This window comes from Streptomyces sp. CNB091 (assembly GCF_000377965.1).
This window is the reverse complement of record NZ_KB898995.1, coordinates 1-25973: the sequence shown is the minus strand read 5'-3', so window position 1 is coordinate 25973 and position 25973 is coordinate 1. Positions and strand designations below refer to the sequence as shown.

General features: G+C 70.9%; 24 protein-coding genes and 1 riboswitch. Of the genes, 5 read left to right on the top strand and 19 right to left on the bottom strand.

The window, feature by feature from the left end; genetic code table 11:
- Positions 1–79 precede the first annotated feature (79 nt).
- The 4 genes from D581_RS0111880 to D581_RS0111865 all read right to left on the bottom strand — a co-directional run bounded on the left by D581_RS0111880 (position 80) and on the right by D581_RS0111865 (position 3201).
- Positions 80–559: a DUF5304 domain-containing protein gene (locus tag D581_RS0111880; RefSeq protein ID WP_018957441.1), complete on the bottom strand. Its 480-nt coding sequence runs from the start codon at positions 557–559 to the stop codon at positions 80–82.
- 83 nt (positions 560–642) lie between these two features.
- Positions 643–1830 carry an ArsA family ATPase gene (locus tag D581_RS0111875; RefSeq protein WP_018957440.1) on the bottom strand — a complete coding sequence of 396 codons (1188 nt, stop codon included), beginning with the start codon at positions 1828–1830 and terminating at the stop codon, positions 643–645.
- Positions 1831–1835: 5 nt separating this feature from the next.
- Positions 1836–2285: an SRPBCC family protein gene (locus D581_RS0111870; protein WP_018957439.1), complete on the bottom strand. Its 450-nt coding sequence runs from the start codon at positions 2283–2285 to the stop codon at positions 1836–1838.
- Positions 2286–2394: 109 nt separating this feature from the next.
- Positions 2395–3201 (bottom strand): metallophosphoesterase family protein, encoded by an 807-nt coding sequence (locus tag D581_RS0111865; protein ID WP_018957438.1) that lies wholly within the window; start codon positions 3199–3201, stop codon positions 2395–2397.
- 278 nt (positions 3202–3479) lie between these two features.
- Between D581_RS0111865 and D581_RS0111860 the strand changes: the two genes are divergently transcribed.
- A complete protein-coding gene (locus D581_RS0111860) occupies positions 3480–5276 on the top strand; it encodes an AMP-dependent synthetase/ligase (RefSeq protein WP_018957437.1) in 1797 nt (598 codons plus the stop codon).
- Between the two features lie 105 nt (positions 5277–5381).
- On the opposite strand, the gene D581_RS0111855 is transcribed toward D581_RS0111860, so the two are convergent.
- Positions 5382–6524 (bottom strand): glycosyltransferase family 4 protein, encoded by a 1143-nt coding sequence (locus D581_RS0111855; RefSeq protein WP_026290434.1) that lies wholly within the window; start codon positions 6522–6524, stop codon positions 5382–5384.
- A 106-nt stretch (positions 6525–6630) separates the two neighbouring features.
- Between D581_RS0111855 and D581_RS0111850 the strand changes: the two genes are divergently transcribed.
- A complete protein-coding gene (locus D581_RS0111850; protein WP_018957435.1) occupies positions 6631–7893 on the top strand; it encodes a glycosyltransferase 87 family protein in 1263 nt (420 codons plus the stop codon).
- Here D581_RS0111850 and D581_RS0111845 read toward each other — a convergent pair.
- From D581_RS0111845 to D581_RS0111825, 5 genes are all read right to left on the bottom strand, one after another.
- Positions 7869–9125 carry a hypothetical protein gene (locus D581_RS0111845; RefSeq protein WP_199787794.1) on the bottom strand — a complete coding sequence of 419 codons (1257 nt, stop codon included), beginning with the start codon at positions 9123–9125 and terminating at the stop codon, positions 7869–7871. The genes D581_RS0111850 and D581_RS0111845 overlap by 25 nt on opposite strands.
- A gap of 34 nt (positions 9126–9159) precedes the next feature.
- On the bottom strand, positions 9160–10188 hold the full coding sequence (locus D581_RS0111840; RefSeq protein ID WP_018957433.1) for a C40 family peptidase: 1029 nt from the start codon (positions 10186–10188) through the stop codon (positions 9160–9162).
- A gap of 254 nt (positions 10189–10442) precedes the next feature.
- Positions 10443–11468, bottom strand: coding sequence for a C40 family peptidase (locus D581_RS0111835; protein ID WP_018957432.1), 1026 nt, complete (start codon positions 11466–11468; stop codon positions 10443–10445).
- Positions 11469–11761: 293 nt separating this feature from the next.
- The gene (locus D581_RS0111830; protein ID WP_018957431.1) at positions 11762–13123 is read right to left on the bottom strand and encodes an NYN domain-containing protein; all 1362 of its coding nucleotides are present in this window, start codon (positions 13121–13123) and stop codon (positions 11762–11764) included.
- A gap of 39 nt (positions 13124–13162) precedes the next feature.
- Complete coding sequence (locus D581_RS0111825; RefSeq protein ID WP_015608051.1) at positions 13163–13405, bottom strand: hypothetical protein; 243 nt, start codon at positions 13403–13405, stop codon at positions 13163–13165.
- A gap of 193 nt (positions 13406–13598) precedes the next feature.
- On the opposite strand from D581_RS0111825, the gene D581_RS0111820 reads away from it, so the two are divergent.
- Both D581_RS0111820 and D581_RS0111815 read left to right on the top strand, forming a co-directional pair.
- Positions 13599–14348, top strand: a complete 750-nt coding sequence (locus D581_RS0111820; protein WP_018957430.1) for a rhomboid family intramembrane serine protease — start codon at positions 13599–13601, stop codon at positions 14346–14348.
- A complete protein-coding gene (locus D581_RS0111815; protein WP_003969641.1) occupies positions 14345–14626 on the top strand; it encodes an Lrp/AsnC family transcriptional regulator in 282 nt (93 codons plus the stop codon). The genes D581_RS0111820 and D581_RS0111815 overlap by 4 nt, the downstream gene beginning before the upstream one ends.
- A gap of 95 nt (positions 14627–14721) precedes the next feature.
- On the opposite strand, the gene D581_RS0111810 is transcribed toward D581_RS0111815, so the two are convergent.
- From D581_RS0111810 to ctaE, 6 genes are all read right to left on the bottom strand, one after another.
- Positions 14722–16101, bottom strand: coding sequence for an aminotransferase class V-fold PLP-dependent enzyme (locus tag D581_RS0111810; protein WP_018957429.1), 1380 nt, complete (start codon positions 16099–16101; stop codon positions 14722–14724).
- A gap of 374 nt (positions 16102–16475) precedes the next feature.
- Positions 16476–16593, bottom strand: a riboswitch (SAM riboswitch).
- A gap of 106 nt (positions 16594–16699) precedes the next feature.
- Entirely contained in the window at positions 16700–17764 is a 1065-nt protein-coding gene (trpD, locus tag D581_RS0111805; RefSeq protein WP_026290432.1) for an anthranilate phosphoribosyltransferase, read from the bottom strand.
- A gap of 123 nt (positions 17765–17887) precedes the next feature.
- Complete coding sequence (qcrB, locus tag D581_RS0111800; protein ID WP_018957427.1) at positions 17888–19537, bottom strand: cytochrome bc1 complex cytochrome b subunit; 1650 nt, start codon at positions 19535–19537, stop codon at positions 17888–17890.
- Complete coding sequence (gene qcrA, locus D581_RS0111795; protein ID WP_026290431.1) at positions 19534–20586, bottom strand: cytochrome bc1 complex Rieske iron-sulfur subunit; 1053 nt, start codon at positions 20584–20586, stop codon at positions 19534–19536. Before qcrA ends, qcrB begins: the two co-directional genes overlap by 4 nt.
- On the bottom strand, positions 20583–21392 hold the full coding sequence (gene qcrC / locus D581_RS0111790; protein ID WP_018957425.1) for a cytochrome bc1 complex diheme cytochrome c subunit: 810 nt from the start codon (positions 21390–21392) through the stop codon (positions 20583–20585). The genes qcrA and qcrC overlap by 4 nt, the downstream gene beginning before the upstream one ends.
- Positions 21393–21447: 55 nt before the next feature.
- A complete protein-coding gene (ctaE, locus tag D581_RS0111785) occupies positions 21448–22068 on the bottom strand; it encodes an aa3-type cytochrome oxidase subunit III (RefSeq protein WP_026290430.1) in 621 nt (206 codons plus the stop codon).
- Between the two features lie 199 nt (positions 22069–22267).
- On the opposite strand from ctaE, the gene D581_RS0111780 reads away from it, so the two are divergent.
- Positions 22268–22669, top strand: a complete 402-nt coding sequence (locus tag D581_RS0111780) for a DNA-binding transcriptional response regulator (RefSeq protein WP_018957423.1) — start codon at positions 22268–22270, stop codon at positions 22667–22669.
- A gap of 59 nt (positions 22670–22728) precedes the next feature.
- Here D581_RS0111780 and D581_RS0111775 read toward each other — a convergent pair whose 3' ends face one another.
- The 3 genes from D581_RS0111775 to ctaD all read right to left on the bottom strand — a co-directional run.
- On the bottom strand, positions 22729–23982 hold the full coding sequence (locus tag D581_RS0111775) for a L,D-transpeptidase (RefSeq protein WP_026290429.1): 1254 nt from the start codon (positions 23980–23982) through the stop codon (positions 22729–22731).
- A 141-nt stretch (positions 23983–24123) separates the two neighbouring features.
- Positions 24124–24522, bottom strand: coding sequence for a cytochrome c oxidase subunit 4 (locus D581_RS0111770; RefSeq protein WP_018957421.1), 399 nt, complete (start codon positions 24520–24522; stop codon positions 24124–24126).
- A partial coding sequence (gene ctaD, locus D581_RS0111765) for an aa3-type cytochrome oxidase subunit I (RefSeq protein ID WP_018957420.1) occupies positions 24519–25973 on the bottom strand: 1455 nt, incomplete at its 5' end. The genes ctaD and D581_RS0111770, both read right to left, overlap by 4 nt.

Here is a 25973-nt window from a genome sequence, read left to right as displayed (position 1 = left end):
CGATGTGTCCGGTCGGTGACGGCCGGTCGTCCGGTCGGTATCAGCCGGTCGTCCGGCCGGTGGCGGCCGATGTGCCCGGTCAGTCCAGGTCGATGCGCTCGGTGCCGGAGGGGCCTTCGTCCCGGGGGTCGGACGGGTCGTCGGCGGCCTTCTTCGAGGGGTCGGCGGGGCGCGCGGCGCCCGACGCTCCCTCGGTGGTACGGGTCCAGCGGCTCTCCTGGCCCTCGACCGCGGAGCGGTAGGCGGCCAGCAGTTCGCTGCCCGCGGCGGCGAGGTGGTCGAAGAGCTGGGGGTTGCGTTCGATGACCGGTTCGACGGCGGACTTCGCCTGCCGGATGGCCTGCTGGACCGCGCCCTGGGCTGCGGCGCCCAGCAGCGGGGTCTGGAGCGAGGAGACCTTGTCGGCGACCGCGTCGACCAGCTTGCGCAGTTCCTCGGCGGCGGATCCGGGCTGGGGGCCGTACTGGGCCCGGCGGCGGGCCTTCTCGGCCGCGAGGTCCTCGGCGCAGGCGTCGGCCCACGCGTCGCCGTCGACGGGACGATCGGTGGCTTCACTCATGGCGGACTCCTGCTACGCGGGGCGGCCGACGGTCGGCCTGCGGTACACGTACTACCGACGTTACCCGAATGGCCGCAGGCCGTTCAGGAGGTGCGCGGCCACAGGGCCGGATCCGGCGTGAACCGCACGCGCAGCACCCCGTCGGCCAGGGCCGCGCCGGAGACGGTGCAGCGGCGCAGCGCGGAGGCGATCCGCACGACGCGGTGGAAGGGGCCGACGGTCAGGAGCAGTTCGTCGCCCCGGCGGACCAGGCGCAGCTGCTCCTTGGCGGCCCCGGGCAGGGGCAGGCACCAGGTGAGGGTGCGGGTCCCGTCCTCGGCCTCCGGGTCCTCCTCGATCCACCAGGGGTCCTCGGCCCGGCCGGGCGTCCGGTCGTCGGGGGCGGGTATCTCCAGCGCGGCCAGGTCGTCCGGCCCCTGCGGGTCGCGGCCCAGGTGGAGGGCCTCGTGCACGGGGAGGTCCGGGGCCACGTCCTGGTGCCAGTGGTCCAGGCACTTCTCCTGCTGGGCGGCGAGCGCGGCGAACCAGGGGTCGGGCGAGTGCCGGGGCAGCACGCGGGAGGCGACCAGCAGGTCGGCGCTCAGTCCGTGCAGGGCGAGGCCGGTCCGGGCGGCGCGCAGGGCGTCCTCGCCGGCGGGGCCCGGCTCCGCGACCAGGCGGAGCGTGGTGGCCCCGTCCTCGATCAGGGCCTGGACGGCGGCCAGCTCGGCGTCCTTGCGGGCGGCGGCCTCGTACAGCCACTGCGCGGGCATCGGGACCCCGGCGAGCTGGGCGAGGACCGGGCGCAGGGCGCGGGCGGCCTGGCGTTCGGCGGGGAGCAGCCGGCGCAGGTAGCGGCGCAGCTGTTCCGGCAGGGCGAGCAGGGCCAGGGCTTCGGCGAGCGGCGGGAGGTCGACGACGAGGGTGTCGTAGCCGGACCAGTCGCCCTCGGCGGCCCGGCGCAGGGTGTGCAGCAGGGCGAGCTGCGGAGAGCCGGGGAGCTCGGTGAGCTCCTCGCCGGCGAGCCGGCCGGCGCCGAGCAGGTCCAGGACGCCGGAGGCGCGCTTCTGGAGCTCGGTGAGTTCGGCGCGGAAGTGCTCACCGGAGTCGATGCGGGCGTGGTCGAGGCGGTCGGCGGCCCGGGTCGGTTCCGGCGCGGCCGGGAAGCCGGGGGCGGCCTCGGCGGAGACCAGGAGCGTGCGGCTGCCGCTCGCGGCGGCGGCCAGCGCGGTGGCCGCGGCGACGGTGGAGCGGCCGGCGCCGCCGGGGCCGGTGACCAGGACCGTACGCACGGCCCTCAGTTCCCCGGTGCGGACTCGACGCGCTTCTTCAGGCCGGCGAGGGCGCGGTCGATGATGACCTTCTCGGCCTTGCGCTTGATCATGCCGAGCAGCGGGATCTTGACGTCGACGGCGAGCTTGTAGGTGACCTCGGTGCGCTCGCCGCCGCCGAGCGGGGCCAGCGCGTACGTGCCGTCCAGGGAGCGCAGCATCTGGGACTTGACGAGGCTCCAGCTGACCTCGTTCGCGCCGGTCCAGGTGTAGGAGAGGACGTGGTCGTCCTTGATCGCTCCGGCGTCCAGGACGAGGCGGACCTGCTCGGCGCGGCCCTGGTCGTCGGTGGAGAGGACTTCGGCCTCCTTGACCTCGCCGGTCCACTCCGGGTAGCGGGCGAAGTCGGCGATCACGCCCATGACGTCGGCCGGTGCCGCCTCGATCGTGATGCTCGAGCTGGTGTGTTCAGCCATCGCCGTGGCCCTCCAGTGCGGTGTTACCGGTCGCGTTCGGCAGGAGCCTGCCGCTGTGCAGGCTATCGCGTGCCCGGGGCGCCCCGGTCCACGCCCCGGCCGCCCGCGGTCACCAGCTCAGCGCCCAGGGTGTTCCGGTCGAGGCGAAGTGGCCGACGTTGACGCACTCGGTGGTACCGATCCGCATCCGGCGGACCAACGGCTGGTGAACATGGCCGAAAAGCGCGTACCGGGGGCGGGTTGAGCGGATCGCCTCCAGCAGGGCGCGGCTGCCGCGTTCGAAGCGGCGGGCGACGGTGTCGTACGTCAGCTCGGGGACCTCGGGCGGGATGTGCGAGCAGAGGACGTCGACCGGGCCGAGCGCCTCGACCTTGGCGGCGTACTCCTCGTCGCTGATCTCGTACGGGGTGTTCATCGGGGTCTTCAGGCCGCCGCCGACGAAGCCGAAGACCCGGCCGCCGATCTCGACGCGTTCGCCGTCGAGGACGGTGGTGCCGGGGCGGGCGTACTCGGGCCAGAGGTCGGGGACGTCGACGTTGCCGTAGGTGGCGTACGTCGGAGCGGGGAAGGCGGCGAAGAGTTCGGCGTACTGCCTGCGGACCGCGCCGAGGATCTCGGTGTCGCGGTCGCGGCCCGCCCACAGCTCGCGGCCGAAGGCGCGGGCCTCGTCGTAGCGGCGGGCGGTGCGCAGGGCGACGATGCGGTCGGCGTTCTCCCTGCCGAACAGGTCGGGGAAGATGCCGCGCGAGTGGTCGGCGTAGTCGAGGAAGAGCACCAGGTCACCGAGGCAGATCAGGGCGTCCGCGCCGTCCCCGGCGCGGGCCAGGGCCTCGGCGTTCCCGTGTACGTCGCTGACCACGTGGATCCGGGTCGTTTCCCCGGCCCGGTCCCGGCTGTCCGGTTCGCTGCCTCGCATGGGATCACCCTAGGGTGCCGCTTCCGTCGCTGGTAGACCGTCCGGACCTGCGGTTACTTCCACGTCGGGACGGCGGTGGACTACTGTGCGCGAAAGGGCCATTTATATGTGTGATGCATAAGACATCTGGCCGGAACCCCCTATCCGGAACCGAGTACCGGTGGGTAACGTCCGGGCAGTCCAGTCGTGCTCACCCCACTGAGCACCCGCCAGTCTTGGACCGCAGCCGGTGCGTCACACAGAGCCGTGGCACCGGAGCCCGATGAGGAGCAGCAGTCTTGCGCGAGTTCAGCCTTCCGGCCCTGTACGAGGTCCCGACGGACGGCAACCTGACGGATCTCATCCGCCGCAATGCCGCTCAGCATCCCGAAGTCGCGGTGATGAGCCGCAAGGTGGCCGGCGTCTGGACGGACGTCAGTGCCACGCGGTTCCTGGCCGAGGTGAGAGCCGCCGCCAAAGGTCTGATCGCCTCGGGCGTGCAGCCCGGCGACCGGGTCGCCCTGATGTCGCGCACCCGTTTCGAGTGGGTGCTGCTGGACTTCGCGATCTGGAGCGCGGGCGCGGTGACCGTGCCGGTGTACGAGACCAGCTCCGCCGAACAGGTGCAGTGGATCCTCGGTGACTCGGGGGCGGTGGCGGTGCTCGTGGAGAGCGACGCGCACGCCGCCTCCGTGGCGTCCGTACGGGACGCGCTGCCGGAGCTGGAGCACGTCTGGCAGATCGACGCGGGCGCGGTGGACGCGCTGGGCAGGGCGGGGGCCGAGGTCTCGGAGGAGACCATGGACCTGCGCACGCGCAGCGCCAAGGCCGACGACCCGGCGACGATCGTCTACACCTCGGGCACCACGGGCCGCCCCAAGGGCTGTGTGCTCACCCACCGCAGCTTCTTCGCGGAGTGCGGCAACGTGGTGGAGCGGCTGAAGCCCCTCTTCCGTACGGGCGAGTGCTCGGTGCTGCTGTTCCTGCCCGCCGCGCACGTCTTCGGCCGGCTGGTCGAGGTGGCCTCGGTGATGGCCCCGATCAAGCTCGGCTGTGTGCCGGACATCAAGAACCTCACGGACGAGCTGGCCTCGTTCCGGCCGACGCTGATCCTGGGCGTGCCCCGGGTCTTCGAGAAGGTCTACAACGCGGCCCGTGCCAAGGCTCAGGCCGACGGCAAGGGCAGGATCTTCGACCGGGCGGCCGACACGGCGATCGCCTACAGCCGGGCGCTGAGCACCCCGCAGGGCCCGGCGCTGGGGCTGAGGCTCAAGCACAAACTCTTCGACAAGCTGGTCTTCGGCAAGCTCCGCGCCGTCCTCGGCGGCCGGGGCGAGTACGCGATCTCGGGCGGCGCTCCGCTGGGCGAGCGGCTCGGCCACTTCTACCGGGGCATCGGCTTCACGGTCCTGGAGGGCTACGGCCTGACCGAGACCTGCGCGGCGACCGCGTTCAACCCGTGGGACCGGCCGAAGATCGGCACGGTCGGCCAGCCGCTGCCCGGTTCGGTCGTGCGGATCGCGGACGACGGGGAGGTGCTGCTGCACGGCGAGCACCTGTTCACCGGTTACTGGAACAACGAGTCGGCCTCGGCCGAGGCGCTGGCCGACGGCTGGTTCCACACCGGGGACATCGGTACGCTCGACGAGGACGGCTACCTCGCGATCACCGGCCGCAAGAAGGAGATCATCGTGACGGCGGGCGGCAAGAACGTCGCCCCCGCGGTGATCGAGGACCGCATCCGCGCGCACGCCCTGGTCGCGGAGTGCATGGTGGTCGGCGACGGCCGTCCGTTCGTCGGCGCGCTGGTCACGCTGGACGAGGAGTTCCTGAGCCGCTGGGCCGAGGAGAACGGCAAGCCGGCCGGTTCGACGGCCCTGTCGCTGCGCGAGGACGCGGAGCTGCTGGCCGAGGTGCAGCGGGCGGTGGACGACGGCAACGCGGCGGTCTCCAAGGCCGAGTCGGTGCGCAAGTTCCGTATCCTGCCCGCTCAGTTCACCGAGGAGGCGGGCCACATCACGCCGTCGCTGAAGCTGAAGCGGAACGTGGTGGCGAAGGACTTCGCGGACGAGGTGGAGTCGATCTACCGCTCCTGAGGGGTAGGCCGCGCCTGGGGGGTGTACCGCGCCTGAGCGGTGCGACGTGTACGGAGGGGCCCCCGCCTGGTGACCAGGCGCGGGCTCCTCCGTCGTACGGCGTGGTCACAGCAGGGTCTTGAGCTTCTCCGCCAGCAGGTCCCAGCGCCACTTCTCCTCGACCCAGGCCCGGCCCCGCTCCCCCATCCGCTGCCGCAGCTCCGGGTCGCCGAGCAGCGTCACGATCCGGTCCGCCGACTCCTCGGCGCTGCCGCCGCGCACCACCCACCCGGTCTCGCCGTCGAGCACCGCGTCCGGGGCGCCGCCCGAGTCGCCGGCCACCACGGGCAGCCCGGTCGCGGACGCCTCCAGGTAGACGATCCCGAGGCCCTCCACGTCGAGCCCCCGCCGCCGGGTGCGGCAGGGCATCGCGAAGACGTCTCCGGCCCCGTAGTGCGCGGGCAGCTCGGCCCAGGGCACCGGGCCGGTGAAGCGCACCGAGTCCTGGACACCGGTCTGGGCCGCGAGCCGCTCCAGGTCCTTGGCGTACGGTCCGCCGCCGACGATCAGCAGCACCGCGTCCGGGATCCGCGCGAGGATCGCGGGCATGGCCAGGATCAGCGTGTCCTGGCCCTTGCGCGGCACCAGACGGGAGACGCAGACGACCACGGGGCGGTCCGAGAGCCCGAGGCGGGCCCGGACGCGGTCCCCGCCGGACGCCGGGTGGAAGGTCTTCTCGTCGACGCCGGGCGGCAGTTGGACCATGCGCCCGGCGGCCTCGGGGGTGAGGGCCCCGGCGATCCGGGAGCGGGTGTACTCACCGAGATAGGTGATCGTGTCCGTGGCGTCGCCGATCCGGCGCAGCAGCTGTCGGGAGGCGGGCAGCTGCGCCCAGCCGGCCTCGTGGCCGTGGGTGGTGGCGACGAGCCGCCGGGCGCCCGCGCGGCGCAGCGCGGGGGCCATCAGGCCTAGCGGGGCGGCGGCGCCGAACCAGACGGAGGTGCAGCCGTGCTCGCGCAGCAGACCGGTGGCCCGGTCGGTGACGCGCGGGGTCGGCAGCAGCATCGTCGTCCGGTCGCGGACCACGGGGAACGGCTGCTCGGCGTCGAAGGCGGCGGTGGCCGCCGCGCCCTCCTCGCCGCGCTTCCAGGTGGAGGCGTAGACGACGACCCGGTCGGGGTCCAGGCGCAGCGCCATGTTGTGCAGGAACGCCTGGATGCCACCGGGGCGGGGCGGGAAGTCATTGGTCACGATCAAGGTCTTGTCCATCGTCGCCGACAGTACCGAACGGCCGCGCTTCACCGCTGACGCGCTCTGCCGACGGCATCATGAGCCGCCGGGAACCCGGCCGGACACGAGCGACGAAGAGGCGGCCATGACGGCGACGACGGCGACGGGACGAGAACCCATTGGTGCCGGGCCGTGGCCGTACGCGCTGTGGGCGCTGACCCGGGCCTGGCTGCTGGCCTGTGTGTTCCAGGTGGTCACGGTGCCCGGCCCGGACGTCACGGTGGACGTGTCGGTGATCTACCGGAGCTGGTACGAGACGCTGCTGACCGGCACGTATCCGCTGTCCGACGTCACCTGGCAGTACCCGCCCGGGGCCGCCCTGGCGATCCTCTCCCCCGCCCTGCTGCCGTTCCTGGAGTACGCGACCGCGTTCTTCGTGCTGGTACTGCTCTGCGACGCGCTGGTGCTGGGGCTGCTGCTGTACGCGGGCCGACGGCCGGGGTTAAGGGAGGCGGGCGCCTGGGTGTGGGTCGCGGGGGTGCCGCTGCTGGGTCCGACGGTCTACGCCCGCTACGACCTGATGGTGACGGCGGTCGCGGTGGCGGCGCTGCTGGCAGGGGTGCGCCGGCCCCGTGCGCTGGGGGCGCTGGCGGCGTTCGGGGCGCTGCTGAAGGGCTGGCCCGCGCTGCTGCTGGCCGGGGTGCGCAAGGGGTCTCCGACGCGGGCCGCGTGGACGTCGGCGGCGCTGACCGCGGCGGGGCTCGCGGCGGCGTTCGCGCTGTGGATGCCGGGGGCGTTCGCGTTCCTGGCCTTCCAGCGGGACCGGGGCACCGAGGTCGAGTCCCTGGGGGCGCTGGTCTTCCACGTGGCGCGGCACTTCGGCTGGGAGGGGCGGGTGGAGCTGCGCTACGGCTCGCTGGAGTTCGTCGGCCCGCACGTGGAGCTGGTGTCGACGCTGGCGTTGGGGCTCGGCGTCCTGGCGCTGGGCTGGCTGCTGCTGTGGCGGCTGCGGGCCCGGACGTTCGCCGCCCGCACCCCGGCCGAGGCGGCGTTCACCGCGGTGCTGCTGTTCACGGTCACCAGCCGGGTGATCAGCCCGCAGTACGTGGTGTGGCTGGTCGGGCTCGCGGCGGTGTGCCTGGTGTTCCGGGGGGCGGCGATGACGCTTCCGGCGGTGCTGGTGCTGGTGGCGGCGGGGGTGACGCTGCTGGAGTTCCCGGTCGGCTTCGGCCATGTGGTGGCGAGCGACGTGTGGGGGGTGGCGCTCCTTCTCGTACGGAACGGGCTGCTGGTGGCCGCCTCGCTGGTCGCGGCGCGGCGGCTGTGGCGGTCGACGGTGCCGGGGAGGCCGCGTGCCCGGGGCGCTCTTCTCGCGGGCGGGGGTCAGCCGAGCCGGGTGGCGAGGTAGTCGCGCCAGTCGGCGGTGAACTGCCCGGGGGTGGTGTCGAGCACCGCGTTCAGCGCCTGCTCCACCGCCCCCTCGCGCCCGTCGTGCGCGCCGACGGCCTCGTAGAAGGCGATCAGCTTCTCCTTGCCCCACCGCTCCGCGATCAGCTCGCAGGCCAGCCAGCCGCCCTCGTAGGCTCCCGCGAGTCTCGCCGGGTCTCCGTCGAAGCCGAAGTCCGGGTCGGCGGGGAGTTCGGCGGGGGTCCGGCCGCTGCGGACGGCTTCGGCCAGTTCGGGGGCGATGGTGTCGGCGGCGCGGTCCTCGCCCCGGTAGGCGGTCCAGTCGGCGAAGCCCTCGGAGAGCCAGACCGGGGTGGCGGTGGAGGTGCTGGTCCGGGTGGCGACATGGGTCGTCTCGTGGGTCAGGACGATCCGCTGCCCGAAGCTGCCCAGGGTGGCGTACGCCTGTGGGTTGACGATCACCCGGTCGGCGATGGCCGGGCGCTCGCCGGTGCCGCCGACCTCGCCGGTGGTGACGGCGGCGATGCCCCGGTAGTCGGACTCCGGCGAGCCCAGCAACCCGGCCATGGACTCGACGGAGTCCGGGACGAGGACGACCACCCGGCGGGTCCAGGGCCTCGGCCAGGCGTCCGAGACGGCCGGCACGGCGAGGTCCACGGTGTCGGCGACCTGGCGCAGCTCGCCCTTGGACTGGCCGACGCCCAGGACGATGCTGTGGGCGCCCTCGACGACCTCGACGTCCCCCTGCTGCCACAGCTGCCCGGAGGCTCCCTCGGCGGGCCGGTCGGCGGTGATGTACCAGCGCTCGCCGTCGCGCATCAGCTCCAGGACGCGGCGGGTGGCGACCGGGGCGGTGTCGTACCCGTCGATGCGGTAGCGCAGCTCCACGTCGGCGGTGGCCCACTGCCCGTCCTGCTGGGTGATGTCCTTGACGTCGTAGGTCCAGGACTTCAGGGGCACGTCGGCGAGCCGGTCCAGCTCGGTGCGCTGGGCGGCCCGCAGCTTCGCGGCGTCCGGCGCGAGGCCGTCGACGTACCCCGCCGGGTCGTGGGCGAGGACGGCCGCCGCGCGGCGTTCCAGGGTGGCGTCGAGGGCGCCGGTGGTGAGGTGGGTGTCCGTGTCGGCGGGGGCCGTGCAGGCGGCCGCGGTCAGGAGCACGGCGAGCAGCGGGCCCGCCGCCCGCCGTCGTCCCCGGGGGCGTCCCCCTCGCGCGTCACGTCCTCGTACGGCCACCCTGCCGATCGTACGGTCAGATCCTGTCGTACGGTCAGATCCGGGTCACCGAGGAGACGGGCATCATGCCGACGGGATCGTAGCGGACCGGGGCGCCCGGGTAGGGGGCGTGGATGACCTGCCCGTTGCCGACGTACATGCCGATGTGGCTGGCGTCCGCGCGGTAGGCGACCAGGTCCCCCGGCCGCGCCTGGGAGAGGGGCACCATGCGGCCCGCGTGGCGCTGGGCCTGGGAGGTGCGGGGCAGGCTCACCCCGGCCTGGGCGTAGGCCCACTGCATCAGGCCGGAACAGTCGAATCCCGAGGGCCCGTTGGCGCCCCAGACGTAGGGTCTCCCGAGCGCCTGGTGGGCGGCGGCCACGGCGGACATCGCGCGGCCCGAGCCGGGTGCGACGCCGGAGAGGTCGGGCGGTCCCTCGCGGCCGGAGCGGGAGGCCCGGTCGAAGGTGGCGCGTTCCTCGGGCGGCAGCGAGTCCAGCAGCCGGCGGGCCTCGCGGAGCTTGGACTCGACGGCGCGCTTGTGGCGGGTGACGGCGGCCCGGTTGCGCTCCAGCTCCGTCAGGGCGCGGGTGGTCTCCGCGCGGGTCTGGGCGAGCTTGCGCTGCGCGTGCCGCAGCTTGTCCAGGGTCATCGCCTGGCGGGCGCCGGCCCGGTCGAGGGCGGCGGCCCGCTCCAGGTAGGTGTCCGGGTCGGCGGAGAGCAGCAGGGCGAGCGCCGGGTCGATGGAGCCGGTGCGGTACTGCGCGCCCGCCATCGCGCCCAGCGCGTCGCGCATCCGGTTGACGCGTTCCTGGCCCCGGGCCGTGGCGTCCTGGGAGCGGTCCGCCTCGCCGCGCAGCCGGTCCACGCGTTCCCCGGCCTCGTTGTAGCGCTCGGTGGCCTGCTCGGCCTCCCCGTAGAGGCGGTCGACGGCTGCCTTGGCGCTCTCGCGGGTCTCCTTCGGGTCGGCGCTCGCCGGGGCCCCGGTCAGCGTCGCGGCCGCGGTGGCGGCGGCCGCCGAGACGACCGTGATCCGGACGCCTCTGGTGAAGCCGGACGGTGTGGAACGGCGATGGGACACCACAGGTAGCCGCACTCCCTTCCGCTGACGCGGTAGTGCGCAGCCCCTGCCGCCCGGGACGGGCGGACGGAGACCGGGAGCTGCGCGGCAGCCAGACAGTAATCGCGCGACTACGCACCGGCAAAAGACCGCGCCGGTGGCGGCGGAGGGGTACAACGCCGCCGCCCCGCCGGTGACCTTGGTCTCCGGCGGGGCGGTGCGTCAGTGTGGTGCCCGACGATTCCCTCGTTCGGGCGTGCCGCGGGCATGCCGTGACGTCAGATGCGGACGCCGAACTGGAAGGTTCCCATGTAGTCCATGGACTCGTAGCGGACGTTGGTGCCCGGCTTCGGGGCGTGCAGGACCTGGTTGTTGCCGGCGTAGAAGCCGACGTGCGCCAGATTGTTGAAGAAGACCAGGTCGCCCGGCTTGAGCTGGCTGCGGCCGATCTTCGTGCCGTCGTTGTGCTGGGTGAACGTGGTCCGGGTGATGGAGACGCCGGCCTGGGCGAAGGCCCACTGGGTCAGCCCGGAGCAGTCGTACGAGTTGGGGCCCGAGCCGCCGGAGACGTACGGCTTGCCGATCTGCGTGGCGGCGGCGGCCAGGGCGGCGGCTCCACGGCCGGACGCGGGGGACTCGTTGCCGAGTTCGACCCGGTCTCCGGCGGCGCGGCTGGCGCGCTGCTCGTCCTTCTTGATCTTGGCGCGCTCTGCCTGGGTCAGCGTGTTGAGCAGCCGCTGGGCGTCGGCCAGTTTGCCCTGGTACTTCTTCTTGTTCTCGCCGAGCGCCTTGCGGACGTCTGCGAGGTCGCCGAGCTTGTCCTGGGCTTCCTTGCGCTGCTGGGCGAGGGTGCGCTGCTTGGACTGGATCTTCTGCAGCGACTCCGTCTGCTTGACCGTCAGCTGGTCGAGCGCGGAGGCCTGGTCGAGGAAGCTGTCCGGGTCCGAGGCGAGGAAGAGGGCCACGGAGGGGTCGATGCCACCGGAGCGGTACTGCGCGGTGGCGATCGAACCGAGTTCGGTGCGCAGCGTGTTGAGCTCGGCCTGGCCGCGGGCGACCTTGTCCTGGAGCGCGTCGACTTCCTTCTTCAGGTTGTCCTGCTGCTCCTTGGCCCCGTTGTACTTCTCGGTGGCCGCCTCGGCCTCGTGGTAGAGATCGTCGACCTTCGCCTTGACTTCGCTCTTGCTCGGCTTGGGGTCGGCGTGGGCGGCCTGGGAGGTCAGGGCCACGGCCGCGGCGGCGGTCGCGGTGAGCACGGTCACGCGGGTGCGGCTCGGCTGCTTGGGACGACGGTGGGACGCCACGAAGGCGAGCTCCTTCTTCCTCAGAGCCGCCTACCGGGCTGTGGGGGAAAGATTCCCCGGCTCCGTGCACATGACGGACTCGGCGGTTCCTTCGCCGCCACCCCCGATGGGTGATCAACCGTGCGAAGGTTCGAGGCCTGACCCTAGTGACCATCTTGTGATCAGTTCAAATCCTCACAGGATTTTTCTCGTCACACCAGGCACTTCTTTACTCTCAACCCCACCGCGCGTAGCGGCGACTTGACGGTACGTTCCCAGAAATCCGGCATGCCACACATGTCACGCATGTTCCGCTAGACGCGCGAAAGGCGCTTGAGGAGCAAGACGGACGCGACCGGCCGCGCGCCGGCCTTGGCCACGCCGTCCGCCACCTCCCGGTCGGTGGAGACGACCACCACGGGCCGCCCCGGCGGTTCCGCGCGCGCCAGTTGACGGATCAGCTCGTCCGCCGTGACCCCGGCCTTGCTGAACAGCACCCGTACGCCCCGGGGCGGGGCCAGCAGCACCGGGGCGGCCAGTTCGGCCCCGTCGAAGACGCAGGTCATCTCGGCGCCGGTCTGCGCCGCGAGCACCGAGAGCCCGCCCAGCAGCCGCAACCGCTGCTTCTCCAGCGGCATCTGGGGATAGCCGGTCTTGGTGACGTTGTAGCCGTCCACGATGAGGTGGGCCTGCGGCAGCGCCAGCAGCTGGTCGAGCAGCGCCGGATCGGTCTCCGAAAGGGCCCTGGCAGCGATGTCCTTGGGTGACATCCGGCCGGGCTCCACCGCGTCCACGGTGTCGGCGGGACGTGTCGTCGCCGGGGGAAGCGCCAGCTCCCGCCGCAGCCCCGAGGCCGCGTCCAGCACGGTGTCCAGGAGCAGCCGCAGCCGCATGTCCTCCACCGAGCGGCCCTCACGCGCGGCCCGGCGGCTCGCCTCCAGGGCCGCCTCGGCCTCCCCCAGCCGCCCCTTGAGCCGACGCGACTCGCTCTCCGCGGCGGAGAGCTGGGCGGCCGACTCGGCGCGTACGGTGTCGGCCTCGGCGGCGCCGCGGCGCAGGGCGGCCTCGCCGCGCTTCACCTCGCTCAGGGCGCTGCGCAGCTTGCGGTGCAGCGACTCGGCCTCCTTGCGGGCCGCCTCCAGCTCAGTGCGCAGCCGCTCGGTCTCGGCGCGGGTGTGGGCGCGGGCCCGCTCCAGCTCCTCGCGCAGGTGCTCCAGTTCGCGCCGGGTCTCCTCGTCGGCCCGTTCCGCGTCGGCGCGCTGGACCTCCTCGCCGGCCGATTCGACCAGCTTGACCCAGCCGACCGGGCGCAGCACGTAGGCGGCCGCGGCCACATCGAGGGGATCGGCGGCGGCGGGCGGCGAACCGGCCTCCAGCGCGCCGGTCAGCTCCGGCTGGGACTGGCCCAGCCGCTCCCCGATGCGCTGACGGAAGAGGGCGTCGCTCTCCAGGGCGGCGGCCATCGCGTTCCCCGCGAACTTCGCCCGCCGGGTCGGGGTGAACCGGGCGTACTGTCGTAGCTGGGCGGGCAGTTCGGAGACGGTCAGGCCACCGAAGGCGTCCGAGACCAGCGCGATCACCCGCCGCCGGACACCCTCGGGCAGCGGACGGCCGAGCACCTCCGCACCGCCGTCGGCCTCATCGGCCGGTCCGGCGCCGCTGGTCGGCTGATCCACCGTCCGTCACCCCATAGATATGTCGAAGGGTGCGCTCCCTCAGGAAGCGGCACCCGGCCTGTCCACCAGTTCGATCTGGTCCACCGCGTTGCACCAACGACAGCGGACCGACTCGATGGTCTCACTGACGACCTCCCGCTCCTCGACACTCGACTCACCGGCCAGGTCGAGATGCACGTACTCCACGACCTTGGAGGAGCGGGTCACGTCGAAGCGCGTGAGATTGCCGCACAACGTGCAGCGCCAGCGGGTCCCGTCGGTCGGCAGGGGAACCGTCGTCATCGTTGCGTCCTCTTTCGTCGTCGCCAGGAGCCCGCGCCGGGCGCGCCGCCGCGTCTCCACCTGTCTACGTCAAGGATCTCGCGGTGCGCCGTCGAACTGCGGAATTCCTGGCGTAACCCTACGGCCTCGCGTATAGGCATCGGCACGGCGAGGCGCTTCATCCGGTTCTCCACCGGTACGTCATGCTCTGTCCATGATCGATGGGCGGCAGACCGACCGGCGGACCACGGCGGGGAGGATCCGGGACGCGGCGGCGTCGAGCGGCGCCCCGGTCACCTACGGGCTGATCGCCGTCTGCGGTGTGATCTTCCTGATCAGCCCGCTCTCCGGGTTCGGCGGCGCCGGCCACGGGAGCGAGGACGCGCTTCTCGCCGCGCAGGCCGGGTACTTCGAGCGGTGGGGGGTGATCCCCGCCGAGCTGTGGGCGGGGTCCACGCATGCGCTGATCACACCGTTCACCGCGCTGTTCGTGCACGGCAGCTGGCTGCACCTGCTGGGGAACCTGCTGTTCCTGTACGTGTTCGGCGCGATGGCCGAGGAGCGCATGGGCCGGTTGCGGTTCGCCCTGTTCTACGTGGGCTGTGGCTATGTGGCCCTGGTCTGCTACGCGGCGGCGCACGCGGACTCCGGGCAGACGCTGGTCGGTGCGTCGGGGGCGATCTCCGCGGTGCTCGGCGCGTTCCTCTACCTCTTCCCCCGGACCCGGGTGACCAGCCTGTTCCCGTTCCTCTTCTTCCTGCCGCTGCGCTTCCCCGCCTGGATGGTGCTGGTCTTCTGGTTCGGGCTCCAGTGGGCGGCGGCCCAGGGGGCGGGCAGCGGGCCCGGGGTGGCGTACCTGGCGCATGTGGCGGGCTTCGCGGCCGGGTTCCTGTGCGCCTGGGTGAGTTATGGACGGAGAGCTAGAGTGAAGGTTCCAGCCACCGAGGGAGACAGCCAGCCGTGATCACCGCGATCGTGCTCATCAAGACCAGCGTGGACCGGATTCCGGAGATCGCCGAGGCCATCGCCGCGCTGGACAGTGTCAGCGAGGTCTTCTCCGTCACCGGCACCTACGACCTGATCGCCATGGTCCGGGTCGCCCGGCACGACGACCTCGCCGACGTCATCCCCGGCCGGATCAGCAAGATCCCGGGCGTCGAGGGCACCGACACGCACGTGGCGTTCCGTACGTACTCCCAGCACGACCTGGAAGCGGCCTTCGCCATCGGCCTCGACGCGTAGGGCCTGACGACGGGCCCTGGGGAACACCGGCGACGCACCTCGGCCGGGGACAGGCGGCGCGCCTGTCCCCGGCCGAGGTGTTTCATCAGAACGTGTCAGACCTGGGCGGCTTCGCCCCGGTCCGGGACGCAGCGGCCGTCCTCGGTGCGGTAGTTCCACCGGGCGCCCTCACGGACCAGCTCGGAGACCGCCCGCAGGAACCGGTCGATGTGCTCGTCGGGCGTACCGGCTCCGAAGCTGACGCGGATCGCGTTGAGCGAGCGCTCGCCCGGCTCCGCCTCCGGCGCCCCGCACTCGCCCGGGTCCTGCGGGTCGCTGCCGAGCAGGGTACGCACCAGCGGGTGGGCGCAGAAGAGGCCGTCGCGGACGCCGATGCCGTACTCGGCGGAGAGGGCGGCGGCGAAGTGCGAGCTGTTCCAGCCGCGCACCACGAAGGAGATGACGCCGACCCGGGGGGCGTCGTCGCCGAACAGCGAGAGCACTTGCACCTCGGGCACCTCGGCGAGCCCCTCGCGGACCCGGCCCACGAGCTGCTGCTCCCGGGCGACCAGGCCCTCGAAGCCGGCCTCGGTCAGGGCCTTGCAGGCGGAGGCGATGGAGTAGACGCCGATGACGTTGGGCGAACCGGCCTCGTGGCGGGCGGCCGTGGTGTGCCAGTCGACGTCCACGCCGCCGTCGGCGCGCCGGGCGACCTTGCGGGACGCGCCGCCGCCGGCGAGGTACGGCTCGGCGGCCTGGAGCCAGTCGGCGCGGCCGGCCAGGACGCCGGAGCCGAAGGGCGCGTAGAGCTTGTGGCCGGAGAACGCGACCCAGTCGACGTCCAGTTCGGCGATGTCCACGGGGTGGTGCGGGGCGAGCTGCGCGGCGTCCAGGACGATCCGGGCGCCGTGTGCGTGGGCGGCGGCGGCCAGTTCCCTCACGGGCCACAGCTCGCCGGTCACGTTGGACGCGCCGGTGACGCAGACGAGAGCGGGGCCGTAGGGGTCGCGGTCGGCGAGCGCGTGCTCCAGGGTCTCGACGGCCTGCGCCGGGGTGCGGGGCGCGTTGAGGTAGGTGACCTGGGCGTCGCGCCAGGGCAGCAGGGACGCGTGGTGCTCGGTCTCGTAGACGAAGACCTGGCAGTCGGCGGGGATCGCGGCGGCCAGCAGGTTGAGGGAGTCGGTCGTGGAGCGGGTGAAGACCACCTGGTCGTCCGCGCGGCAGCCGAGGAACTCCGCGACCGTACGGCGGCTGTTCTCGAAGAGGTCGGTGGAGAGCTGCGAGAGGTAGCCGGCGCCGCGGTGGACGCTGCCGTAGTACGGGGCGTACGCGGCGACGTCGTCCCAGACCCGCTGGAGGGCCGGGGCGCTGGCGGCGTAGTCGAGCGCGGCGTAGGTCACCTCACCGCCGGTGACGAGCGGGACCGTGACGTTCTGCCCCAGAACGGGCAGGGGGGCACAAACCGACGAGTCGGGGGCAGCGGTGGGGACAGACATGACGAACTCCCGTAACAGGCAGGCGAAATCCATGCGCCGGCAGTACGCGGCAGCGCAGGGGGGAAGAGAAAGGGTGCGCGGAAGGAGGGCGGTCAGCCCTGGGCCCGCCGTTCGGGTCAGGCCGGATCAGGGAGCGGGATCCGGTGCGTGCAGCTGCAAGGCGGAGGATTGAGGCAACGCGGATGGGGTCTCCCCTGCTCAAGCGAAGCCGAGAGCTTGGGGAAGTTGGTGATTGACGACAACGCCGCAGATGTGCGTGCCGGATCCCGCGAGCCCGGCCTGACCCGAACGGCGGGCCCTAGCGCATTCGCTTGCTCACAGAAGACTCCCTAGGGACCAGGACCCCGGGGGCTGGCATCCGCTGGATGCCGAGGGGCCCGCGCTTGCCACAGACCTCGCTGCCTGCGGCCTGGTCTTCACCCGGGGCACCCCGCCACGGACGGAGGGTTGCCGGACAGCGGGCCGGGGCCGTAGTCGCTGTCACTCATGACCTGCGCAGCATCTTGCCATACGTGTGCACACACGCAAGGGCGCAGTCCGGCATCCGGACTGCGCCCTGTGTCACACCGTGGGGGCCGCGGGCGGCTCCGTCGCGCGTTCAGGCGTTACTGGCCACCACCCAGCGCTCCAGGGCCCGCTTGGCGGCCCCGGAGTCGATGGCCTCGGCCGCGACGAGGATCTTCGCCGCGAGCTGTTCGGCCAGCGTGCCGGGGCCCGGGTCCAGGGCGACCAGGGCAGCCGCCGAGTTGAGCAGCACCGCTTCTCGTACCGCGCCGCCCTCCCCGTCCAGCAGCCGGCGGGCCACATCGGCGTTGTACGAGGCGTCGGCGCCGCGCAGCGCCTCGACGGGGACGATGGGCAGCCCGACCTCGCGCGGGTCGAAGGGCTCCTCGCGGACCGCGCCGTCGCGCACCACCCAGACCCGGGAGGTGGCGGTGGTGGTGAGCTCGTCGAGACCGTCGTCACCGCGGAAGACCAGGGCCGAGTTGCCCCGGTCGGCCAGCACGCCCGCGACGATGGGCGCCATCCGGGCGTCGGCGACGCCGACGGCCTGGGCGCGGACCTGGGCCGGGTTGGTGAGGGGGCCCAGGATGTTGAACGTGGTCTGCGCGCCGAGTTCCTTGCGGGCCTTGGCGGCGTACCGCAGCGCGGGGTGGAACTTCACGGCGAAGCAGAAGGTGATGCCCGCCGCTTCGGCGACCTCGACGACCCGCTGCGGGGTCAGCTCCAGGTTGACGCCGAGCTTCTCCAGCACGTCGGAGGAGCCGCTGGCGGAGGAGGCGGCCCGGTTGCCGTGCTTGACGACCTTGGCGCCGGTGCCGGCGATGACGATCGCGGACATGGTCGAGATGTTGACCGTCCTGGCGAGGTCGCCGCCGGTGCCGACGATGTCGACGGTACGGCCCGGCACGTGGATGGTGTTGGCGTGGGCGTACATCGCGCGGACCAGTCCGGTGACCTCGTCGACGGTCTCGCCCTTGGCCCGCAGCGCGACGGCGAACCCGGCGATCTGCGCGTCGGTGGCCTCGCCGCTCATGATGCGGTCCATGGCCCAGGCGGTCTCCTCGGAGCTGAGGTTCTCGCCGCGCAGGAGGGGGTTCAGGAGGCCGGGCCAGGAACGGTCCGCCACGCTGTCGCCGCCGTTCGGGGTCACAACGTTCATGGTCCGCTCCAGGGTCCACAGCCGGTCAGGAAAGATGGCTCCACCCTATCCAGCCGGGGAGACCGCGAAGAGCCCCGTCCATCGAATGGACGGGGCTCTCACGGTGGCGATCAGTTCAGGTGATCAGTGGTGGCCGTGGCCCTCGCTGATCTCCTTGTACTCCTCGGGGGTCGCCTTGGGGATCTGGTTCCCGTCGGCGAAGTACCCCTTGCTGAGCTTGGCGCGCAGCTTCTGCACCGGGGAGATCTTGCGCTTGACGCCGTTCTCGTCGACCGCGGGGCCGAGGTCGAGCGGCTGGTACTGCTCGTGCGCCGTGAGCGTGTGCAGCTGCCCGGGGCTGAGCGGCTCGTGGATCTCGACGAACTCACCGTGCGGCAGGCGCTTGATGATGCCGGACTCGCGACCGTGCAGCACCTTCTCCCGGTCGCGGCGCTGGAGGCCGAGACAGATCCGCTTGGTGACGATGAACGCGATGACCGGTCCGACGAAGAAGAAGATCCGGACGAACCAGGTGATGGCGTTGATCGACAGGTGGAAGTGCGTGGCCCACAGGTCGTTTCCACCGCCGACGAGGCCGATGAAGTACGCCGTGATCCAGGCGACGCCGAAGCCCGTACGGGTCGGGGCGTTGCGCGGACGGTCCAGGATGTGGTGCTCGCGCTTGTCGCCGGTGACCCAGGACTCGATGAACGGGTACACCGCGATCGCGGTGAGGACCACGCCGAAGCCGACCAGCGGGATGAACACGCCCAGGGCGAGCGTGTGGCCCCACAGGTTGATCTCCCAGCCCGGCATCACACGGACCAGACCCTCGGCGAAGCCCATGTACCAGTCGGGCTGGGCACCGGTGGACACCTGGTCGACCCGGTACGGACCGAGCGCCCAGATCGGGTTGATCGTGGCGATGGCCGAGATGGCCGCGATGACGCCGAAGACGAGGAAGAAGAACCCTCCGGCCTTCGCCATGTACACGGGCAGCAGCGGCATGCCGACGACGTTCTTGTTGGTCCGGCCGGGACCCGCGAACTGCGTGTGCTTGTGGTAGAAGACCAGGATCAGGTGCGCCACCAGCAGGCCGAGCATGATGCCCGGCAGCAGCAGGATGTGGATCGAGTAGAACCGGGCCACGAAGTCGTGGCCGGGGAACTCGCCGCCGAACAGGAACATCGAGATGTACGTGCCGACGATCGGCACGGACAGGATCGCGCCCTGGGTGAAGCGGACACCCGTACCGGAGAGCAGGTCGTCCGGGAGGGAGTAGCCGGTGAACCCGGTGAACATGCCGAGCACGAACAGCAGGAAGCCGAAGAGCCAGTTGATCTCGCGCGGCTTGCGGAACGCGCCCGTGAAGAAGACGCGCATCATGTGCACGAACATCGCGGCCAGGAAGATCAGCGCGGCCCAGTGGTGGATCTGCCGGACGAGCAGACCGCCGCGGACCTCGAAGCTGATCTTCAGGGTCGAGGCGTAGGCCTCGGACATCCGGATGCCCTGCATGGGCTCGTACGGACCGTGGTAGACGATCTCGCCCATGCTCGGCTGGAAGAACAGCGTCAGATACACACCCGTGAGGATGATGATGATGAAGCTGTAGAGCGCGACCTCACCGAGCATGAAGGACCAGTGGTCCGGGAAGATCTTGCGCATGTTGGCCTTGGCGAGGCCGTAGATGCCCAGCCGGCCGTCCGCCCAGTCGGCCACCCGCTCGCCGGCCGGAGCCTTGCGCTCGCTCGCCGGACCGGCGGCGGAGGGGTTCTTTGTCGGAGTACTCATCCGCGCTCCCAGAAGGCAGCACCGACGGGCTCGTCGAAGTCGCCGAGCGCCTCGAGGTTGCCCTCGCTGTTGACACCGATCCGCAGCTGCGGAAGGGGGTGGCCGGCCGGACCGAAGATGACGCGAGCGCCGTCGGAGAGGTCGAAGGTGGACTGGTGGCACGGGCAGAGCACGTGGTGCGTCTGCTGCTCGTACAGGCTGATCGGGCAGCCGACGTGGGTGCAGATCTTGGAGAACGCGACGATGCCCTCGTGGGCCCAGGCCAGTTGGCGCTTGTCCTTGATGTCGGCCGGCTCGATGCGGACGATCATCAGGGCCGCCTTGCCCATCTGCGTCTGGAAGTCGTGCGACTCCGGGTCGAGCCCCTCGGGCATGGCGAAGGCCAGCGACCCGACGGTGATGTGCTCGGGGCGCAGCGGCTTCATCGTGTTCATGTTGATGAGCTGCTTGCCCTCGGCCCACAGAGTGGTGCGGAGCTTCTTCTCCGGCAGCGGACCGAGGTCGCGCAGCAGGACCACGCCGGAGAGCGGCACCAGGGCCAGCGCACCGAACATGGTGTTGCGGATCAGCTTGCGCCGACCGATCGCGGACTCCTCGGCGCCGGCCTTGAAGTCGGCCAGGACCTGCGCCTTGACCTCGGGCGGGGCCTCGATCGGGTGTCGGTCGGCGGCGACCTCGACGTCGGACATCAGGGTGCGCGCCCAGTGGACGGCTCCCGCGCCGATGAAGAAGAGCGCCGCGCCCAGGGTGAGCCCCAGGGAGAAGTTGAGCGCGCTCACATGGCCGAAGGGCCAGATGTAGACGATCTTGTCCACCGGGAAGATGACGTAGGAGGCGATGAAGCCCACCGTCGCCAGCATCGAGAGGGTGAACATGAACGCGACGGCGCGTTCCGAGCGGTTCGCGGCGCGTTCGTCGAGGTCCTGGATGCGCGGCTGGTGGGCCGGCAGCCCCGGGTCGGCGAACGGGTCGTCGTGACGCTCCACCGCGCCGTGCGCGGTCTCCTGCACCACAGGCAGGTTGTCTTCTGGAATCTGTTGGCTACTCATGACTTCTTGGCCTTAGCGGTGTGGGCCGCGACCCAAACGGCGACTGCGACGAGCGCGCCGAGTCCGAAGATCCACGCGAAGAGACCTTCGCTGACCGGACCGAGACCGCCGAGGGCCAGGCCGCCGGGGCTCTCCGTCTCGTCACCGTTCACGGTCTCGATGTACGCGATGATGTCCTTCTTCTCCTGCTCCGGCATCGTCGTGTCGGGGAAGGAGGGCATGCTCTGCGGGCCGGTCTGCATGGCCTCGTAGATGTGCTTCGGGCTCACGCCTTCGAGGTCGGGGGCGTACTTGCCCTCCGTCAGGGCTCCGCCCTTACCGGTGAAGTTGTGGCACTGGGCGCAGTTGGTGCGGAACAGTTCGCCACCGTTGGCGACGTCCGCGCCGGCGGGGTCGACCTGCTTGTCGGTCGGCGTGATGGGACCGGCGCCGAGCGACGCGACGTACGCCGCGAGCTGGTCGATCTCCGCCTGGGTGTAGATGACCTTCTTCTTCGGTACCTGGGCGCCCGGCTGCTGCGCGGGCATACGGCCCGTACCGACCTGGAAGTCGACGGCGGCGGAGCCCACGCCCACGAGGGACGGCCCGTCGGTGGTGCCCTGACCGCCGGTTCCGTGGCAGCTGGCGCAGCCTACGGAGTAGAGCTTCTTGCCCTCTTCGATGGCGAGGGACTGGGCGGTTTCATCGGCCTGCGCCTTGCCCGCAGGCGCGAACGCGGCGTACAGCCCCCCGGTAGCCGCCAGCGCGAGGAGTAGTACGACGACCGCCGCCAGCGGATGGCGTCGTCGTGCGGAGAGCTTTTTCACGGATTACCCCGGTGTCAGGATCTTCTGCGTCGATGGTGGGCGGGTGCGAGCCCGGTTACTTGATCATGTAGATCGTTGCGAACAGGCCGATCCATACGACATCGACGAAGTGCCAGTAATAGGACACGACGATGGCTGCGGTGGCCTGGTCGTGGGTGAACCTCTTGGCCGCGTACGTTCTGCCGAGGACCAGCAGGAAGGCGATGAGGCCGCCCGCCACGTGCAGGCCGTGGAAGCCGGTGGTCAGGTAGAACACCGATCCGTACGGGTCGGACGAGAGGGAGAGCCCCGCGTCCTTGACCAGCTCCACGTACTCGAGGACCTGGCCGCCGATGAAGATCGCACCCATCACGAACGTGATGATGAACCAGGTGCGGAGCTTCTTCACATCGCCCCGCTCGGCTGCGAAAACGCCGAGCTGGCAGGTGAGTGAGGAGAGCACCAGGATCGTGGTGTTCGTCGCCGAGAACGGGAAGTTCAGATGATCGGACATCTCCTTCCAGTAATCGGGTCCCATCACCGATCGCAGGGTGAAGTACATCGCGAAGAGGGCCGCGAAGAACATCAGCTCGGAACTCAACCAGATGATGGTTCCGACGCTGGTGAGGTTCGGCCGATTGACCGACGGGTGCGCGTGCCCGGTTTCTACTGTCGTTGCTGTCGCCACGACCGACATTATGTCGGTCGCTTATCCCGCCCTCACCCCGGGGGGTGCCGTTCGGTGTGTCCGTACCGTCTGCAGGGGTCGCACCCTGCGCCGAACGGCCCATCGGAAGGTCGTCATTACCGGTGCTGACGGCCGGTCGGGCGGAGTACGATCCGCGCATCGGTTCATGCCCCGAGAGCCCCGACGACGTCGATGTCACGGAGGAACAATGCAGGCGACCGCCACGGTCCTGGTCTACAGCGACGACGCCAACATCCGCGAGCAGGTGAGGCTGGCAGCCGGTCGCAGGCCTGCCGCGGACGTGCCACCGGTGGAGTTCCTGGAGTGCGCGACGCTCCCGGCCGTCCTCAAGGCGCTCGACGCCGGCGGCGTCGACGTCTGCGTGCTGGACGGGGAGACGGCTCCCATCGGCGGGATGGGCGTCTGCCGCCAGATCAAGGACGAGATCTTCCGCTGCCCGCCGGTGCTCCTGCTGATCGGCCGCCCGCAGGACGCGTGGCTGGCCACCTGGAGCCGGGCCGAGGCCGCCGTGACGCTCCCGGTGGACCCGGTGGAGTTCGCCGACGCGCTGGCGGCGCTGCTGCGCCGTCGGCTCGCCGTGGACGCCTGAGGGGCCCCTGTGGCCCGCTGAGGGACGTTCCGCGCCGTCGGGGACTCCTGGGCCCGGGGTCAGACGTGGGGACGCAGCCGGGCGGCCTGGAGTGTCTGCGGGCTGTCCGGCGCCCCTTCGTGGAGGGCGCTGCCCTTCTGCCACTTCTCCCAGGAGAGGTTCCAGTCGCCGAACCCGTTGCCGAACGGGTCCATGTCCTCGCCCTCGCTGCCGACGACCTTGACGATGTCGCCCTCGCGCACGGTGTCGAAGAACCATTCGGCGTTGTCGGTGCTCATGCCGGTGCAGCCGTGGCTGACGTTGGCGTTGCCCTGGGAGCCGGTGGACCAGGGGGCGGCGTGGACGTACTCGCCGCTCCAGGTCACCCGGGTGGCCCAGTAGACCGGCAGGTCGTACGACTCCGAGGAGCCGGCGGCGATGCCGATGCTCTCGCCGCGCATGCGGACGAACTGCTCCTTGGCGAGCACCACCTTGACCCCGTTGCGGGTGGAGAAGCCGGGCTTGCCGGTGGTGACCGGAATGGTGTTGATCACTTCTCCGTTCCGGAGCACCGTCAGGGTGTGGTCCGCGGCGTCGGTGACGGCCTCGATCCGGTCGCCGGTGGCGAGCTTCAGGGGCTTGGCCTCGGCTCCGTAGAGCGCGTTGGTCACCTTGATGCCCGCCAGGTTGGAGCGGACCTCGATGGTGGCGTTCGCGGGCCAGTACTCCTTCGGGCGGTAGTGCAGCTTCTTGTCGTCGACCCAGTACCAGGAGCCGGTGACCGCCGGGGTGGAGCGGACCTTCAGGGCGCGTTCGACGGTGGCCCTGGCCGCCTTGTCGGTGATCGGAGCGCTGAGTTCCGCCGTGATGGGCTGTCCGACGCCGTAGGTGCCCGCCTCCGGGCCGAAGGCGACCTTGAGCAGCTTCTTGGGCGATGAGGTGTCGAAGGAGAGCGTACGGACGCCTGGGGCGCCGTCGCCGTTCTCCGTGGCGACCCTGACGGTGTATCCGGTGCCGGCCGCGAGCGGGGCGGTGGATCGCCAGCGCCTCCCGTCGGCGGAGAGCTCTCCCGCGAGGTGGCGGCCGCCGGTGTCCACGGCGCTGACGTCGGTGATGCGCCCGTCGTCGCCGTCGACGGTGACTTCCAGGGGCTTGTCGGGGTCGGCCTTCTCCTTGTCGGAGGGGCCGTTGAAGGAGACCTGGTCACCCGCGTCGTAAGGCTTCGTGGAGAGCGGGTGGCCGTCGGGCGAGCCACAGGCGGTCGCACCCGCGGCGAGGGTCACGACCAGCAGGGTGCAGCTCACTACGGTGCGAATGCGCGGCGTGTGGTTCATGCCGTCCACGCTAAGAAGATTCATCCGTTCCAGCGCGTTCTGTGACTGCAAACGAGCGAAGGACCCGCGTCGCTGTCGGCGATGCGGGCCCTTCGTGGTGTAGCGCGTGTCACCGGCGGTGCGGTGTCACGGGATGCGGTGTCACTGGGTGCGGTTCTCGCCCCGGTAGTACTCGAAGACCCAGCCGAAGAGGCCGATCAGGAGCAGGGGGGCGGAGAAGTACATCAGCCACCAGCCGAAGACGACGCCCATGAAGGCGAAGGCTCCGCCGACCGCCAGGGAGAGCGGCTGCCAGCTGTGCGGGGAGAAGAACCCCAGCTCGCCCGCCTCGTCGGCGACGTCCGCTTCCTTGTTGTCCTGGGCCATGGCGTCGACCCGGTTGGCCGTGAAGGCCAGGTAGAAGCCGATCATGACGGACAGCCCGAAGGCCAGGAAGAGGGCCGTGGTGCCGACCGGCTCCTTGGACCACACGCCGTACACGATGGCCATGGCGAGGATGAAGACGCTCAGCCAGATGAACATCTGTCCCTGGATCTTCACTTGCCTGCCTCCTTGGAGCCGGCGAGGGCCTTGTCCGACTCGGAGAGGTGGTCGAGCTGTTCGAGCGCCGTGATCTCCGGGTGGTGCAGGTCGAACGCCGGGGATTCGGAACGGATCCGCGGCAGCGTGAGGAAGTTGTGCCGCGGCGGCGGGCAGGAGGTCGCCCACTCCAGCGAACGGCCGTAACCCCACGGGTCGTCGACCTCGATCTTCTTGCCGTACTTCGCGGTCTTCCAGACGTTGTAGAAGAACGGCAGCATCGACAGGCCGAGGAGGAAGGAGGAGATCGTCGAGATCGTGTTCAGCGCGGTGAAGCCGTCGGCGTCGAGGTAGTCCGCGTAACGACGCGGCATGCCCTCGGCACCGAGCCAGTGCTGCACCAGGAACGTGCCGTGGAAGCCCACGAACAGCGTCCAGAACGTGATCTTGCCGAGCCGCTCGTCCAGCATCTTGCCGGTGAACTTCGGCCACCAGAAGTGGAATCCGGAGAACATCGCGAAGACCACGGTGCCGAAGATGACGTAGTGGAAGTGCGCGACGACGAAGTACGAGTCCGAGACGTGGAAGTCCATCGGGGGCGAGGCGAGGATGACGCCGGTCAGACCACCGAAGGTGAAGGTGATCAGGAAGCCGACGGCCCAGAGCATCGGTGTCTCGAAGGACAACGAGCCCTTCCACATCGTGCCGATCCAGTTGAAGAACTTCACGCCTGTCGGCACGGCGATGAGGAACGTCATGAAGGAGAAGAACGGCAGCAGCACACCGCCCGTGACGTACATGTGGTGCGCCCACACCGTCACGGAAAGGCCGGCGATGGCGATCGTCGCGGAGATCAGACCGATGTAGCCGAACATCGGCTTGCGGCTGAATACCGGGATGACCTCGGAAATGATTCCGAAGAATGGCAACGCGATGATGTACACCTCTGGATGGCCGAAGAACCAGAAGAGGTGTTGCCAGAGCAGTGCGCCGCCATTGGCGGAGTCGAAGATATGCGCACCGAATTTTCGGTCCGCCTCCAGCGCGAAGAGCGCGGCGGCGAGGACCGGGAAGGCCAGCAGGACCAGGACACCGGTCAGCAGGACGTTCCAGGTGAAGATCGGCATGCGGAACATCGTCATGCCGGGTGCGCGCATGCAGATGATCGTGGTGATGAAGTTGACCGAGCCGAGGATCGTGCCGAAGCCGGAGAAGGCCAGACCCATGATCCACATGTCGGCGCCGATCCCCGGCGAACGGACCGCGTCGTTGAGCGGGGCGTAGGCGAACCAGCCGAAGTCGGCCGCGCCCTGCGGGGTGAGGAAGCCGGCCACCGCGATGAGCGAGCCGAAGAGGTACAGCCAGTACGCGAACATGTTCAGCCGCGGGAACGCCACGTCGGGCGCGCCGATCTGCAGCGGCATGATCCAGTTCGCGAATCCGGCGAACAGCGGCGTCGCGAACATCAGCAG

What these genes read in the sequence shown, in the direction of transcription:
- D581_RS0111880 (WP_018957441.1), bottom strand. Translation starts at nt 559, where the DNA reads ATGAGTGAAGCCACCGATCGTCCCGTCGACGGCGACGCGTGGGCCGAC.
- D581_RS0111870 (WP_018957439.1), bottom strand. Translation starts at nt 2,285, where the DNA reads ATGGCTGAACACACCAGCTCGAGCATCACGATCGAGGCGGCACCGGCC.
- D581_RS0111865 (WP_018957438.1), bottom strand. Translation starts at nt 3,201, where the DNA reads ATGCGAGGCAGCGAACCGGACAGCCGGGACCGGGCCGGGGAAACGACC.
- D581_RS0111855 (WP_026290434.1), bottom strand. Translation starts at nt 6,524, where the DNA reads ATGGACAAGACCTTGATCGTGACCAATGACTTCCCGCCCCGCCCCGGT.
- D581_RS0111850 (WP_018957435.1), top strand. Translation starts at nt 6,631, where the DNA reads ATGACGGCGACGACGGCGACGGGACGAGAACCCATTGGTGCCGGGCCG.
- D581_RS0111825 (WP_015608051.1), bottom strand. Translation starts at nt 13,405, where the DNA reads ATGACGACGGTTCCCCTGCCGACCGACGGGACCCGCTGGCGCTGCACG.
- D581_RS0111820 (WP_018957430.1), top strand. Translation starts at nt 13,599, where the DNA reads ATGATCGATGGGCGGCAGACCGACCGGCGGACCACGGCGGGGAGGATC.
- D581_RS0111810 (WP_018957429.1), bottom strand. Translation starts at nt 16,101, where the DNA reads ATGTCTGTCCCCACCGCTGCCCCCGACTCGTCGGTTTGTGCCCCCCTG.
- trpD (WP_026290432.1), bottom strand. Translation starts at nt 17,764, where the DNA reads ATGAACGTTGTGACCCCGAACGGCGGCGACAGCGTGGCGGACCGTTCC.
- qcrB (WP_018957427.1), bottom strand. Translation starts at nt 19,537, where the DNA reads ATGAGTACTCCGACAAAGAACCCCTCCGCCGCCGGTCCGGCGAGCGAG.
- qcrA (WP_026290431.1), bottom strand. Translation starts at nt 20,586, where the DNA reads ATGAGTAGCCAACAGATTCCAGAAGACAACCTGCCTGTGGTGCAGGAG.
- ctaE (WP_026290430.1), bottom strand. Translation starts at nt 22,068, where the DNA reads ATGTCGGTCGTGGCGACAGCAACGACAGTAGAAACCGGGCACGCGCAC.
- D581_RS0111780 (WP_018957423.1), top strand. Translation starts at nt 22,268, where the DNA reads ATGCAGGCGACCGCCACGGTCCTGGTCTACAGCGACGACGCCAACATC.
- D581_RS0111775 (WP_026290429.1), bottom strand. Translation starts at nt 23,982, where the DNA reads ATGAACCACACGCCGCGCATTCGCACCGTAGTGAGCTGCACCCTGCTG.